10 protein-coding genes are annotated in these 13549 nt (G+C 72.1%); 1 reads left to right on the top strand and 9 read right to left on the bottom strand.

Features of this window, described 5'->3' with window-relative positions; genetic code table 11:
* Positions 1-15 precede the first annotated feature (15 nt).
* The gene (locus AB0J02_RS31745) at positions 16-660 is read right to left on the bottom strand and encodes a dihydrofolate reductase family protein (protein WP_363197270.1); all 645 of its coding nucleotides are present in this window, start codon (positions 658-660) and stop codon (positions 16-18) included.
* Between the two features lie 117 nt (positions 661-777).
* On the bottom strand, positions 778-1710 hold the full coding sequence (hemC, locus tag AB0J02_RS31740; RefSeq protein WP_363197269.1) for a hydroxymethylbilane synthase: 933 nt from the start codon (positions 1708-1710) through the stop codon (positions 778-780).
* Positions 1711-1846: 136 nt separating this feature from the next.
* Here hemC and AB0J02_RS31735 point away from each other — a divergent pair, with 136 nt between their 5' ends.
* Positions 1847-2386, top strand: a complete 540-nt coding sequence (locus AB0J02_RS31735) for a hypothetical protein (protein WP_363197268.1) — start codon at positions 1847-1849, stop codon at positions 2384-2386.
* A 9-nt stretch (positions 2387-2395) separates the two neighbouring features.
* On the opposite strand, the gene AB0J02_RS31730 is transcribed toward AB0J02_RS31735, so the two are convergent.
* From AB0J02_RS31730 to AB0J02_RS31700, 7 genes are all read right to left on the bottom strand, one after another.
* Positions 2396-2653: a hypothetical protein gene (locus AB0J02_RS31730; RefSeq protein WP_363197267.1), complete on the bottom strand. Its 258-nt coding sequence runs from the start codon at positions 2651-2653 to the stop codon at positions 2396-2398.
* Positions 2650-2871, bottom strand: coding sequence for a hypothetical protein (locus AB0J02_RS31725; protein ID WP_363197266.1), 222 nt, complete (start codon positions 2869-2871; stop codon positions 2650-2652). The genes AB0J02_RS31730 and AB0J02_RS31725 overlap by 4 nt, the downstream gene beginning before the upstream one ends.
* A 97-nt stretch (positions 2872-2968) precedes the next feature.
* Positions 2969-4297 carry an alpha/beta fold hydrolase gene (locus tag AB0J02_RS31720; protein WP_363197265.1) on the bottom strand — a complete coding sequence of 443 codons (1329 nt, stop codon included), beginning with the start codon at positions 4295-4297 and terminating at the stop codon, positions 2969-2971.
* 70 nt (positions 4298-4367) lie between these two features.
* Positions 4368-5396, bottom strand: a complete 1029-nt coding sequence (locus AB0J02_RS31715; RefSeq protein WP_363197264.1) for a LacI family DNA-binding transcriptional regulator — start codon at positions 5394-5396, stop codon at positions 4368-4370.
* Positions 5397-5485: 89 nt separating this feature from the next.
* On the bottom strand, positions 5486-6910 hold the full coding sequence (locus AB0J02_RS31710) for a BNR repeat-containing protein (protein ID WP_363197263.1): 1425 nt from the start codon (positions 6908-6910) through the stop codon (positions 5486-5488).
* Positions 6911-6948: 38 nt separating this feature from the next.
* Positions 6949-10134: a family 78 glycoside hydrolase catalytic domain gene (locus AB0J02_RS31705; protein WP_363197262.1), complete on the bottom strand. Its 3186-nt coding sequence runs from the start codon at positions 10132-10134 to the stop codon at positions 6949-6951.
* Positions 10135-10164: 30 nt separating this feature from the next.
* On the bottom strand, positions 10165-13530 hold the full coding sequence (locus AB0J02_RS31700; protein WP_363197261.1) for a glycosyl hydrolase: 3366 nt from the start codon (positions 13528-13530) through the stop codon (positions 10165-10167).
* Positions 13531-13549 lie beyond the last annotated feature (19 nt).

The following is a 13549-nucleotide window of genomic DNA, read 5'->3' as shown; positions in this document are numbered from 1 at the left end:
ACCTTCCCCAGCGGGTCACTTCCGCCAGAACAGGTGGTGCGTCACCCCGCTCCGGCTGGGCACGACGTCGAGGTGGAAGCGGTCGAGCAGTTCGTCGGGAGACTCCCACAGCCGCACCCCGGACCCGAGCTTCACCTGCGAGACCGCCACATGAAGGGTGTCGACGAGGTCGGCGTCGAGGAACTCCCTGATGGTGGTCGCCCCGCCGCCGAGCCGGACATCCTTGCCCCGGGCCGCCTCCCGCGCCTGCTCCAGGACCGTCGCCGGGTCGCCGTCGACGAAGTGGAACGTGGTGTCGGAGAGCGTGAACGAAGGACGCGGGTGGTGGGTCATGACGAACACCGGTGTGTGGAACGGGGGTTCGTCACCCCACCAGCCGCGCCAGTCGTGGTCCTGCCAGGGCCCGCGCTGGGGCCCGAACTTGTTGCGGCCCATGATCTCGGCGCCGATGTTGTGCGCGAAGTCCCGGGTCAGGTAGTCGTCGAGGCCGCGGCTGCCTCCGGGATCGGTACGGTTGGGCCAGCTCGCCGTGGCCCCGGCCCAGGAGAACATCGCTCCGGGATCAGCGTGACCGAAGGGCCGCTCCAGGCTCTGGTTCTCACCGGCGCCGAACCCGTCACTCGAGACGGTGAAGTTCTGGACCCGCAGTAGTTGCTGCACCTGATTCCTCCGCGCTGAAGACACCTGATGACACCTGACGACGACTGACGACGGCTGAACAGACTGTCCTGGCGGAGCAAACTCATCGCCGCCGGGCAGGACCGGGCCGGGCCCGCGTCAGTGCGCGATGCCGTCGATCAGCTCGCGTGCGCCCTGCCGCAGCAGCGCCACCGCCACCGACATGCCCAGCGTCGCGGGGTCCAACGGCCCGGCCCACTCCTGGGCGTTGAGCACCTGTTTGCCGTCCGGCGTGAAGACGCAGGCCCGCAGCGACAGGTCGCCGCTGCGCTCCGCTCGCGCGTACCCGGCGACGGGCGAGTTGCAGTGGCCCTGCAGCACATGCAGGAACATCCGCTCGGCGGTCGCCTCCCGCCAGGTGTCCCGGTGCCCGAGCCCGCTCACCGTGTCGAGAGTCGCCTCGTCGTCCGCGCGGCACTGCAGGGCCAGGATCCCGGCCCCGATCGGCGGGCACATCCGTTCCGGCGACAGCACGTCGGTCATGAGGTCCGGGCGCCCGATCCGCTCCATCCCGGACACGGCGAGCAGCAGCGCGTCCGCGTCGCCCGCCGCGAGCTTCTCCAGCCGGCGGTTGGCGTTGCCGCGCATCGGAACGCAGGTCAAATGCGGGTGTGTAGCCGCCAGTTGGGCGACCCGGCGGACGGACGACGTTCCGATCCGGGTTCCTTCCGGCAGCTCGTCGAGAGTTCGCCCCTGCGGATCGATCAGCGCGTCGCGTACGTCGTCACGCTTCAAGTACGCCCCGAACGTGCACCCTTCGGGCAGAGGCCGGTCCGCGGGAATGTCCTTGAGGCAGTGCACGGCGAGGTCGGCGCTCCCGTCGAGCAACGCCCGGTCGACCTCTTTGGTGAAGGCGCCCTTCCCGCCGAGCGCGGCGAGATCGCCCATCCACTTGTCGCCGCTGGTGGTGACGGGAACGACCTCGGTGCGCACGCCCGGGTGCAGCACGGCGAGTTCGGCGCGGACACGCTCCACCTGGGCCAGCGCCATCGGGGAGGAACGGGAGACGATACGGATCAGCTCGGCAGCCATCCGGACACGATAGTGCTCCGTGGGCCCACCCATTGACCAGCTCGTGCGCCACGCCGAATTCCCAGCGGCCCTGTGGCGCCGTGGGCGGATCGAAAAGGCATCGCACGAAGGGGGCGCCACCTGGCACGCTGCCCGCATGGAGCATCCGGAAGTACTCCTCCTCGGCGGGCGGGCCGGTGTCGGCAAAACCACAGTGGCGTGGGAGGTGTCGGTACTGCTGCGCGCCGCGGCCGTCCCTCATGCGGTCATCGAGGGCGACTTCATGGGGCAGATCCATCCCGCCCCGGAGGGGGACCCGCACCGGTCGGAGATCACCGAGAGGAACCTGACGGCGGTCTGGGCCAACTTCGCCGAGCGCGGCTGCCGCCGTCTGATCTACACGAACACGGCGAGCGTGCTGTCCGGCACGACGGGCATGTTCGAGCGCGCCATGGGGCCGCAGGTCCGGATCACCCGCGTGCTGCTCACCGCCACCGACGCAACCGCCCAGGAACGGCTGACGGGCCGGGAACTCGGCTCGGAGCTGGAGCACGAGCTGGCGGCGAGCAAGCGCAAAGCACGGCTCCTGGACCAGGGGGCGCACCCGGGGACGACGCGGGTGGCGACGGACGGGCGCCCCGTCGTCGACCTCGCGCGCGAAGTGGTGACGGCGACCGGCTGGAGCGAGCGGCGCTGACCTCCGCGGCTACGCGGAGCCCAGCGGGCAGGACCGGGAGTGGTACCAGTACCGGCGGGTCTGCTCGCTGTCCTCGTCGCCCCCGTCGGGCGCGCCGCAGGTGCACTGACCCGCGCGGGGATCGATGAGGTCGGCGGCGTCCCGGTGGCCGGTGTCCCGCAGCTGGACGGCGAGCTGGTGGGCGTAGTCCTCGACGAGGAGCGCGGCGGACGCCCCGGTGTGGCCGCCGCGCCGCAGCTCCTGGATCAGCTTGGAGCGCGCCATCATCGTCGTGGCTCTTCGGCGGGAGCGCCCTTCAGGAGGTCCCGCAGGTACTCACCGCTCCACCCGGTGATCCGCGCCACTTCGGCCTGTTCGCCGCGCTTCGCGTCGGCCTGGCGCAGGATCGCGACGGCTTCGGCCTGAAGGTCGAGGCGTGCGCCTTCGAGCGCTTCTTCGGCTTCCCGGTAGCGCTGGGCTGCGAGTTCGAGCTTGGCGGTGTCCACGCTCACGAGTCTCGCACGACGACGGCCGACCGAGTCGGCCGACGTCGCCGGCCGCCGCGCCTCCCGCGACGTGGACCACCGCGACCACGCCCGCCCGTCACACCTCTCCGCGCACCATGGCCAACAGCCGGTCGAGTACGCGCGGGCCGCCCGCTCGCAGCCCGTCGTGCTCGAACTCGTTCGTGACCCAGGGGCGCAGCCCGCGGATCGTGGCGGCCGTCCGCAGGGCGTGGCCCGTGTCGACGTACATGTCGTCGTGGTAGACGGCGGCGGCCACGGGTACCTCGTTGGCGGCGAGCCGGGGCGCGTCGTACAGCGGCGTCCAGTCGGTGCGCGCGGCCAGGTCGTGCGCGACGTCCCGCAGGGGCCGCAGGGCCGGGTCGCAGTCGAACTGCCAGGGGTGGATCGACTCGCCGGTGAACATCAGGGCCGCCCCGGACGCGAGTGCCTTCTCGCCGTCGAACTGGGGGAACTCGCCGCGTACGCGCTCCGCCGCCCAGTCGGTGGCGCGGCCGCCCTGCGCGTAGATGGCCTCGTGCAGCAGCGCGTAGATCGGGTGGCCCGCGTACGAGAGGGCCGATGCCACCTGTTCCTGGAAGGAGTCCGACAGTTCGCGCCCGCCGGGGGTGCGGACGAACGCGTCCTCCAGCAGATAGTGCAGCCGGTCGCTGCCGTCGCCGCCGCCGAGCCAGATGCCCAGCGACTGGAAGGCTTCCAGGGTGAGGCGGTAGCCGTTCGGGAGGACGGGCTCGTGTTCGAGGACGTGCGCGGCGATCTCCCGTGCCCGTTCGACGTCCATGGGGTAGCGGGCGTAGTGCGCCCGGACCTTGCGTTCGATGCGCGGGTACGCGGCCCGGTACACGTCGTCGGCGTGGCCGTCCAGGGTGGGCAGGCCGCCGGTGATGAGCGCCGCCGTCAGTCCCTCGGGCGCGGTCGACAGGTAGCGGGTGGCGCAGAAGCCGCCGAAGCTCTGGCCGAGGATCGTCCAGGGGGCGCCGCCCGTGACCTCGTGGCGGATCAGTTCGCAGTCGCGGACGATCGCGTCGGCACGGAAGTGGGTGAGGTGGTCGGCCTGCGCGCGGGTGTCGCCGCGCAGCGGGAGCGTCTGCCGGTTGGCGGGGGCGGAGGCCCCGGTGCCGCGCTGGTCGAGGAGGAGGACGCGGTGGTCCTGGAGGGCGCGGCCGAGCCAGGCCTGCTTGCCGGAGAACCGGTTGGCGCCGAAGCCGGGGCCGCCCTGGAGGTAGAGCAGCCAGGGCAGTTGTTCGTCGGCGCGGCCGGCGGCGACGGCCTCGCGCGCGTAGACCTCGATCCGCTCGCCGTCCGGGGCCTCGTGGTCCAGGGGGACGGAGAAACGGCGGTCGGTGAGGACGACCCCGGGCTGGCGGTAGCTGACGGCGCTCAAATCGGCTCCTGCGGAGTTCTGCATACGGTGCGGGCGTCCCGGATTCCGGACATCCGGGTCCGCCGCCCAGTTCAGCACACCGCCGTGGGAGAGGTCAGCGCGGGCCCAGGCTGGAGCCGCGGACGACGAGCTCGGGCTGGAGCACGACGCGGCGGTGCTCGTGCGCGGTGGCCGGGTGGTCGGCGGCGGCGATCTCCTCCAGGAGGAGGCCGGCGGCGAGGGCGCCCATGGTGACGGCGGGCTGGCGCACGGAGGTGAGCGGCACCGCGGCGGCGGCCGCGAACTCGATGTCGTCGTAGCCGACGATGGCGACGTCCTCGGGGACCCGCACCCCGGCCGCGTACATGGACTGCAGGACGCCGAGGGCGAGCAGGTCGTTGGCGCAGAAGACGGCGGTGGGGCGGTCGGCGAGGCCGAGCAGACGGGCCCCCGCGTCGCGTCCCGCACCGACGTCGAGGCGTTCGGTGGGCAGTTCGTGCAGGGCGGACGCGGGCAGCCCGGCCTCCTCCAGTGCGCGCAGGGCGCCCTGGCGGCGGTCCTTGACCTGGTTGAGGGCGGGCGGGCCGCTGACGTAGGCGATCCGGCGGTGTCCGGCGTCGACGAGGTGGCGCACGGCGAGGGCGCCGCCGTTGACGTCGTCGACGGAGACCGAGCACTCGGTGGCGCCCTCGGCCACGCGGTCGACGAGGACGAACGGGATGTCGTGCCGCCGGAACCCCTCCACCGTGCGGCCGGTCGCCTCGGCGGGGGTGAGCAGCACCCCGCGCACCCGCTGTTCGGCGAAGAGCGAGAGGTACTCGGCCTCCTCCGACGGGCTCTGCGCGCTGTTGCACACCATGACGCCGAGCCCCGCGTCGCGGGCGGCGCGCTCGGCGCCGCGCGCGACGTCCACGAAGAACGGGTTGCCCATGTCGAGGACGAGCAGACCCATGATGCGGCTGCGTCCCGCACGCAGTTGGCGGGCGGACTCGCTGCGGACGTAGCCGAGGCGGTCGATGGCCGCGAGGACGCGGGCCCGGGTCTCGTCGGCGACGGTCTCGGGCCGGTTGATCACGTTCGAGACCGTCCCCACGGACACCCCGGCGACACGGGCGACGTCCTTGATCCCCACGGACTGAGCCATCGGGCGTGGACCTCCAGGTGAGCGGGTGCGGCAGAGGGAGTCTACGTGGGGCGGCCCGGTCGGCGTTCGGTCAGTCGGACAGCGCGGGGTCAGTCCGGCAGCGCGAAGTCGGCCACGCGGATCGGTGAGGGCGTGGTCCCGGTGGAGGCCTGCTGGTAGAGGACGGACAGGGTGCCGTCGGCCTTGAGGCGCAGTTCGTCGATGAGGACCTCGCCGTAGGCGTTCAGGTCCGCGCCGTCGTACAGGACGCGCCAGTCGGTCCAGCCGCTCGCGGCCGACGCGGCGACGATCTTTCCGCGCGGCATGATCGCGTACGCGTTGTCGTGCCGGTCGAGGGCGAGGCGGCTGCGCTGGGTGGAGCGGGGCGGTTCGGGGATCTCGGTCTTGTGCCAACTCCCTCCGGAATCGCGGTACATGTGGAAGGTGCGGGCGTTCGCGACGCGGTCGGCGGCGTAGCTGGTGGTGCACTGGCCGAAGCGGCCGGGGACGTACGACCACAGGGCGTGCGGGCGGCCCGCCGAGTCGACGGCCTGGCTCTCCTGGTTCATCAGGGAGTGGTCGGGGCCGATGGCCTCGACGATGGTTCCGGTGTCGGTGACGGAGACCCGGTCGGCGGTGCCGGTCACGGCGACCCGCGCGCCCGACAGGTCGCGCCAGGTGCGGCCCCGGTCGGCGCTGGAGACATGGGCCATCTCGTGGTTGGACAGGCCGCCGGGGCTGCACATGACGGCCGCGTTCTGCTCGCGCCAGGTGAAGAAGACGTGCAGCGCCCGGTCGGGCCCGTAGTCGAAGCCGTTCACGTACATGCTGCGGGCGGTGCTGCTGCCGTGCTCGCTGGTGTAGAGGCCGGCGGCGTCGGACCACTCCCCCAGGTTCCGCCAGGCGGCCCCGTCGTACTCCGCGAGTGCGGCCTGCCCGTTGCCCGACACCCCTGTGCGGTACAGGAGTTGGAGGCGACCTTCGGGTGTGGCGAGGAACTGCGGGTAGGTGAACCTGTCGGTGAGCGGTGTGCCGTCGAGGGTGTTCTGTACGGGACCGAAGTGCGCGGCGCTCCAGGAGGACCGGCCGGGGTCGGAGACCAGGCCCCGGGCCGACTTGAGGTAGAAGAAGGCGTCGCTGTGCGAATCCATGAGGACATGCAGGCGGCCGTCGACCGGGGAGACGCCGAGGCTGATGACGTTGTGGGAGTCGTCGTAGCGCAGCCGGTGCGGCAGGCGCAGGGTCTGCCACGGCCCGTGCGGCAGACGCCTGCGGGCGAGGACGGCGGTCCGGTCGGCCGTGTACCAGGCGGCGTACTGGTGACCGCGGTAGGTCAGCAGGCCGCTCTTCTGGAACGAGTTGTTGTTGACGAGTCCGTCGTAGGAGATGAAGTAGAGAGCCTGGGCGTCGAGTTGGGTGTCGGCGAGGCGGCGGACGGAGGGGCCGGGGCGGGCGGCTGCCCCGGCGACCGCGGACGTCAGCGGGAATGTGGCTGCGGCGAGCGCGCCGAGCAGGATGGTGCGGCGTGCGGGCACGTGAACTCCTATGCGTTGCAGCTGAGTTGGAGGACGAGTCACTGCTTCGGCGTGTACGCGGACCGGAACGTCCAGGTTCCCGAGCCGACCTCGTAGGTGGCGAGGCCGTCCTTCTGACCGACGAGTCGCGCGCCCTTGGGTGCCGTGACCTTGCCGGAGGCGACCGGCACCTCGACCTTGGCTGTGCTGCCCGCGGGGACGCGTGCCGTCAGGGTGAGCCGGCTGCCGTCGCGGCGCCACTGGCTCGCGGCCTCGCCGTACGGCGTGGTGTAGGTGGCGCTCGCGGAGGTCAGGTCGCCGACGACGGCCGGGGCGATGCGCAGTTCGCGGTAGCCGACCGAGTCGGCGGTCTGGTCGAGGCCGGCCAGGCTCCGGGTGAACCAGGCGTCGATCGCGCCGAGCATGAAGTGGTTCTGCGACTGGCCCGAGCCGCCGTCCCAGCTCTCGCCGAGCGTGGTGTTGCCGGCGAGGACCTGGTAACCGTAACTGGGCGAGGTCGTCTGCGTGGCGATCTTGTAGACGACGTCGTCCCGGCCGGCCTGTGACAGCACGCGGAACGCGGCGGGCAGGGAGATCTCGCCGAGCAGCAGATGGTGGTCGGCGGCCTGCACCGAGGACACTAAGTGGGCGAGCAGGCGCGCCCGTTCGCCCTCCGGGTAGGCGCCCATGTCGAGGGCGAGTGCCTCGGCACCCTGTCCGCCGCCGCCGAACGTCCCGGACTCCTGGTCGTAGTACGTGTCCGAGAGCGCCTGCGCGCTCGCGTCCGCCTTCGCCCGGTAGGCGGCCGCGTCGTCGTCCTTGCCGAGGACGCCCGCCATGTCGCTGAGCGCGTCGACGACGCGCCAGTACCCGTACGTTCCGGAGACGGCCTTGGGGAAGGTCTTGTCCGGCGTGAACCAGTCTCCGAGGGAGTAGTCGAGGATGCCCCCGGAGACCTTCTGCTCCAGGAACGTCACGTACTCCTTCATCTGCGGGTAGTACGCGCGCAGGGTCTCCGTGTCGCCGTACGTCGTGTAGAGCTGCCAGGGCACGAGGACGAACGCGCCGCCCCAGTTGGCGTCGTTGCGGTAGGTGCCGGCGAGTTCGACGTAGTCGGGGACGGTGGAGGGGATGAGTCCCTCTGTGGTCTGCGCGTCGGCCATGTCGCGGACGATCTTGCGGAGGTAGGACCGCATGTCGTAGTTGGCGGCGAGAGTGGGTAAGACGAGCTGGTCCTGTTCGAGCCAGCCGAGCTTCTCGCGGCTGGGGCAGTCGGTGAGGACGCTCATCATGTTGCCCTCGACGGCGCGGCGGGTGATCGAGTGGATGCCGTTGATCAGGTCGTTCGAGCTGGTGAAGGTGCCCGCGGAGGCGTTGTCGGCGCGCAGGACCTTGCCGCGCACGGAGACGGTCGCGCCTTCCGGCAGACCCCGGATCTCGACGTAACGGAAGCCGTGGTAACTGAACTTGGGGTGCCAGGTCTCGGTCTTCGCGCTGCCCGTGGTGTAGCTGTCCCACAGGGGTGCGCCGACGTTGCTGATGGACTGGTCGGCGTGGCCGTCCTTGAGCCCTTCGGCCGGGTAGGCGCGGATCGTGGTGCCCTTGGGGGCGGTGACGGTGAGTTCCGGCCAGCCCGCGATGTTGCGGCCGAGGTCGAAGACGCGGCTGCCGGGTGCGGCGCCAGGGACCTCGGAGCCCTTGAGGGTCTCGACGACGCGGACGGGTTCGGTCTCGCGGGCGCTCAGGGTGGCGGGGAGGTCGGCGTCGTCGACCCGCGCCGCCCGGTCCCAGGTCGCGTGGGAGCGGCCGGGGGCGCGGCGGGCATCGTAGTCCTCGCCGCCGTACCAGTTGGAGGACGTGGTCGCGCCGAGGGCGGTGCGCCAGTCGGTGCCGGACGCGATGCGCCGCACGGTGCCGTCGGCGAGGGTGACCTCCAGCTGGGCGATCAGCTTGGGGTCGGCCCGGTTGCCGTAGAACTTGCGGTAACGGTCGGCGGTGGAGAGCTGATTGGAGATGCCGTTGCCGAGTTCGACTGCCAACGAGTTGGCGCCGCCGCGCAGTTGGCTTGTCACGTCGTACGTGGCGTACTGGACGCGGTCGGCGAAGTCGGTGTTGGCGGGTTCGAGGACGGCGTCACCGACGGGCTTGCCATTGACGTTCGCGTCGTAGACGCCGAGTCCGGCCATGTAGAGGCGGGCCTTGCGAATGCCCTTGGGAAGGGTGAAGTCCCTGGCGAACAGCGGGAGTCCGGAGGGCAGATAGGGCTCCGGCGGTTTCTGGCCGGTCACCTGGGCGGCTGTCGTGTACGGGCCGTCGGCCGCGTCCGCGGTGGCGAGGCTGTAGTCGACGGGGAAACCGGGGACGCGGCCGTCGTCGGTGAGGACGTCCGCGCGGGGGTAGAGGACGACCCGGTCGAAGGTCTTCGCTTCCTTCAGGTCGAGAGTGACGGTGACGGGCGCGTCGGCACTGTCGTGGGGCAGGCTCGCGTAGCCGGCGGCCTGGTTCCAGGCGCTGTTGGTGATGCCGTCGACGGCCAACTTGGTTTCCCACACCTTGCGTTCGGTGTCGGTCTCGGAAGCGGTGACGGTGGCGCCCTGGGCGAGGTCCGTGTCGGAGGCGGCCGAGTCCCTCACCTCGATCTCGGCGAGCTGGAGGCGGTGGGCGAGGGCCGGGAAGTCGTCGGCGAGCGGCAGACCCAGCTTGGTGACGTCGAGGCGTACGTAGCGTGCGGTGGTGCGCGGCAGTTCGACGGTCACCGGCTGGACGGTGCGCTTGCTCAGCTCCCAGTCCTTGTTGGTGATCCAGTCGGCGGACCAGTCACGCGCGTCGGTGAGGCCGGTCTCGAAGACGGCGGGCGTGCTCCAGGCGGAGGCGCGGGCGGCGCCCGGCGACCACAGCTGTACGCGCCAGTACACGCGGGTGCGGGAACCGAGGCCGCGACCGGCGTACGTGGACTGCGGGACGGCCGAGTCGACCCTCCCGGAGTCCCACAGATCGGCGCGGCCCGCGGCGAGTGCGGCGCGGCTGGTGGCGGCCTGGACGCGGTAGGCGCGCTGGGCGGCGCCACGCGGCTGCCAGCTCAGTTCGGGCGTGGTGTCGTCGATGCCGAGTGCGGTGGCGAGGTGCTGAGTGCGCAGCGCGGTGGCGGTGCTGCCCGCGCCGGGTGCGGCCGCGGCGGACGGTGCCACGGTGACCAGGGCGGTGAGCGCGGTGGCGAGCAGCAGGGAGTGTCTGCGTCGGCTCATGGCGGAAACCTCCGGGTTCGGGTCGGACGCTCAGGCGCGGGAAGGGGCGAGGTCGACGGTGAGGGGCAGGCGGGGGTGCAGGACGACCGGGCCGAGGAGGCCGGAGGGCAGTGGTTTGTTGCGTTCGTTGGAGAGGGTGTTGGAGACGCGGACGGCGAGCCGGTTCACGCCGGGCCTGAGTCCGTCCGTCACGTCGACGACGTACGGGGACCAGAGCGCGGGCGCGAACTCCTTGCCGTTCACGCTCACTTGGGCGACCTCGCGGACCGTGCCGAGGTCGAGCAGCAGGCGGCGTCCGCGCAGTGCGGCGCCGGTCAGGGTGACGTCCTTGGTGTAGGTGCCGCTGCCGGACCAAAGCGGCGCGATGTCGCTCCAGCTGCCGAGCGGGCGGGTGACCGGTGCGGCGCCGTCCTGGGCGAGGGTGAGGGTCCAGTCGCCGTCGACCGGGATCGGCGTGAGCGGATCGGTGACCTTCGCGGTGCCCGTGTACGTGCGGTCGCCGTCGCGGCCGGTGAGGCGGTGGGTGCCGGGGGTCTGCGCGAGGGCGGTCACGCGCAGGTTCTTCTTGTGGCGCGTCACGGCGGTGACCGCTCGGGCCGGCAGGCCGTCGGTCTCCGTGAGGTGCGGGGCGGTTCCGGCCCGGTGGCGTACGACGACGGCGAGCGTCTCGTACGGGTCGAGCACCAGCGGCAGCCGGACCCCGTCCCGGGTGGGCACGCCGCGTACGGGCGCGGGCCCGGCCGTGCCGGTGGCCGGGTCCCACAGCTCGGGCTCGCCGCGCGCGGGCAGCAGGGCCGTGGTGCTCACCCGGGTGGCGCTCTCGTTGTTGAACAGGAACGCGGTGTCGCCGCCGCGTGTGGTGCGCAGGACGCGGACGGCCTCGGCGGCGGGTTCGAGGACGGCGGCCTGCACGGCGGCCTCGCGCGCCACCGCGGCGAGGCCGTCCGGGTCCGTGACGCGGGTGGCGCGCCCGTTCCGGAAGAGCGTGGTCAGCTCCCGGGCGAGCGCCGTTTCGTCGCCGTCGGCGGCGAGCGCGGGCAGTTCACCGACCGCGACGACGGTGCCGCCCGAGCGGACGAAGGCGGTCAGGGCGCGGGCGGTCGCCGTGTCCAGTACGGGAGTTGTGGGCACGACGACGAGTTCGTACGCCGCCTTTCCGACGTGCAGCACCCCCTTCTTGGTCTCGGCGTGCGCGAGCAGCGCCTTGTCGCCGCTGAGCGCGCCCTCGTGGACGAGGTCGAAGTCGACCTGTGCGCGCTCCAGGGCGTAGGCCGCCTCCGCGAAGGCGTCGTCGACCTCGCCCTGCCGGTCGGTGCCGGTGAACTGCTCGGCGGCGCGCTGGGGTTGGAGCAGTGCGGTGCGGGCGGCGGAGGTGCCGCGGCCCAGTTCCATGACGCGGCCGATCCACGCGGAGAGCGGCGACATCGTCCACCACCACGGGTTGCGGGGGCCGATGGGCGGCGCGAAGTAGACGTGGGTCTCGTCGGTCCACAGGGCGTGCAGGACGGCGAGGTTGACGCCGCGGGTGGCGTACGCGCCGACGAGGGCCCGCATGAAGTCCGGGGCGATCTGCCAGCCCATGTTGCCGAACATCTCCATGAGGACGCGCGGCCGGCCGGTCTGGTGGGCCACGGAGGCCGGGTTGCGCGGGTCCGTCGTCGGGGTGTTCAGCTCGTATTCGGCGGTGATGCAGTCGCCGCCCGGCACCTGCGCCCACTGGTTGATCTTGTGGAGGTCGCCGGTGGAGGCGATCCGCTTCGAGGGGGCCGTCTCGTCGTACAGCGGGTTGGTGATGAGGCGCACGCCGCGCTCGGCGTACCACTCGGACTGCTTCTCGAAGTACCGCGAGAACCGGTCGGAGACGGCCTGCCAGTAGCGTCCGCGCAGCACGCGGCCCCCCTCGCCGAGGTCGTCGAAGGCGCTCGCGTACGCGCGTCCGGGCTCGGCGTCGACGGCGCCGAGAGCGGCGGCGAGCGTGGGCGACCAGGGGCGGCGCTTGAAGGAGTGCGGCTGGGCGGAGGCGATGAAGGGTTCGTCGTCCCAGAAGCCCTTGATGACGGTGCCGAAGTAGCGTCGGAAGCGGCGGTGGTACTCGCCGGGCACGATGTCGAGGAACAACTCGGCCGGTTCGTCGTCGAGCAGGTCGAGGTAGCCCCGCGCGTAGCCCGTCGAGTCGTCGATGAGGTCGAGACCGCCGAACAGGTCGATCTGCCACTCGCCCGCCGGAACCTGCCAACTCCCCTTCGCTATCAGGCCGGTGAGTTCGACGAGATCGGCGGCTTCGGCCGAGCCGACCGGACGGGCCGTCGCCGCGGCCGGGGCGGGGGTGCCCTTCGGCGCGGTCCTGGCGGCGAAGGCCCCGGCCGCCGACGCATCGTCGTAGGTCTGCGTGTAGAGGGTGGCGCCGTCGGCGCCGGTCACCTTCAGCTCCTCCCACAGGGAGCGCTGCCCGTCGCGGGCGTGCACGCCGACGCTGTGGTGGGCCGACGCCGTGTCGGTGACGCTGCCCTTGTCCTTGGCGTCGAGGGTGACGGAGACGGTGGCGCCGCTCACGGTGACGGCGAGGGTGTGGAACTTCGTCTTGTTGAAGCCGTCGGTGCGGGTGGACCGGGCCAGCTGGGTCACGGCCCCGCCGGCGACGCGCGACAGGGTGACGACACCGGTCTGGTCGAACTCGACGAGCAGCCCGTCGCGGCCGTCGGAGGAGGCACGCACCAGCAGTCCGGCGGCGAGGACATCGGGCTTGGCGCTCGCGGTGACGGTGCAGTCGCCCCAGCCGGCGCCCGCGCTCAGCACGGCCGGCCCGGCGAGGACGGCGGCGTCGGCGACGAGCTGCCCGGCGTCGACCCCGACGCCCGTCGTCTCCGCCAGGCTGACGGTGCGCGGCCCCCGGACGACGGCGGTCGACCTCCACAGCCCTTTGAGCCGCAGGTCGGGGCGCGGCTTGTAGGTGCGTGAGCCGACGGTGCCGCCGTTCGTGACGAAGTACCCGGCGCGCCCGCTCGGGAAGTGGTTGTCGTTGAACAGCCACACCTTCATGCCGGTCTTCCGGGCGGTCTCCAGGACGTGCCCGACCACGTCGAACCAGTCCTCGGTGAAGAAGGCGGGCTGCATCTCCGCGTTGTCGTAGGGGAAGACGACGACCTCGTACAGGCCCTTGGCGCGCAGCTCGGCCAGCTGCGTGTCGACGAGTTCGTGGGTGACGGGCCCGTTCCAGTACCAGTACACGGCGGGCCGGCTGTCGCGGCGCGGGTCGGCGAACCCGTCCGCGTCGTAGGGGGTGGCGGCGCGGTCGGCGAGGGCGATGCCGGGCAGGCCGCCGGTGAGGGCGGCGGCGGTGAGCGCGGAGACGGCGACGAAGCCGCGTCTGGACAGGGCGGAGTGCTGTTCGGGCATGGCGAGGCTTTCTACGAGG

Origin of the sequence: Streptomyces sp. NPDC050264 (assembly GCF_040655895.1) — a bacterium.
In the GTDB taxonomy this organism is placed as follows: domain Bacteria; phylum Actinomycetota; class Actinomycetes; order Streptomycetales; family Streptomycetaceae; genus Streptomyces.
The sequence above is the reverse complement of the archived record's forward strand: the minus strand, read 5'-3'. Positions and strand labels throughout refer to the sequence as shown.

Excerpts from the sequence above, each read along its gene's own strand:
- AB0J02_RS31735 (WP_363197268.1), top strand. The coding sequence starts at position 1,847 with ATGGAGCATCCGGAAGTACTCCTCCTCGGCGGGCGGGCCGGTGTCGGC.
- AB0J02_RS31700 (WP_363197261.1), bottom strand. The coding sequence starts at position 13,530 with ATGCCCGAACAGCACTCCGCCCTGTCCAGACGCGGCTTCGTCGCCGTC.
- AB0J02_RS31715 (WP_363197264.1), bottom strand. The coding sequence starts at position 5,396 with ATGGCTCAGTCCGTGGGGATCAAGGACGTCGCCCGTGTCGCCGGGGTG.
- AB0J02_RS31730 (WP_363197267.1), bottom strand. The coding sequence starts at position 2,653 with ATGATGGCGCGCTCCAAGCTGATCCAGGAGCTGCGGCGCGGCGGCCAC.
- AB0J02_RS31720 (WP_363197265.1), bottom strand. The coding sequence starts at position 4,297 with ATGCAGAACTCCGCAGGAGCCGATTTGAGCGCCGTCAGCTACCGCCAG.
- AB0J02_RS31705 (WP_363197262.1), bottom strand. The coding sequence starts at position 10,134 with ATGAGCCGACGCAGACACTCCCTGCTGCTCGCCACCGCGCTCACCGCC.
- hemC (WP_363197269.1), bottom strand. The coding sequence starts at position 1,710 with ATGGCTGCCGAGCTGATCCGTATCGTCTCCCGTTCCTCCCCGATGGCG.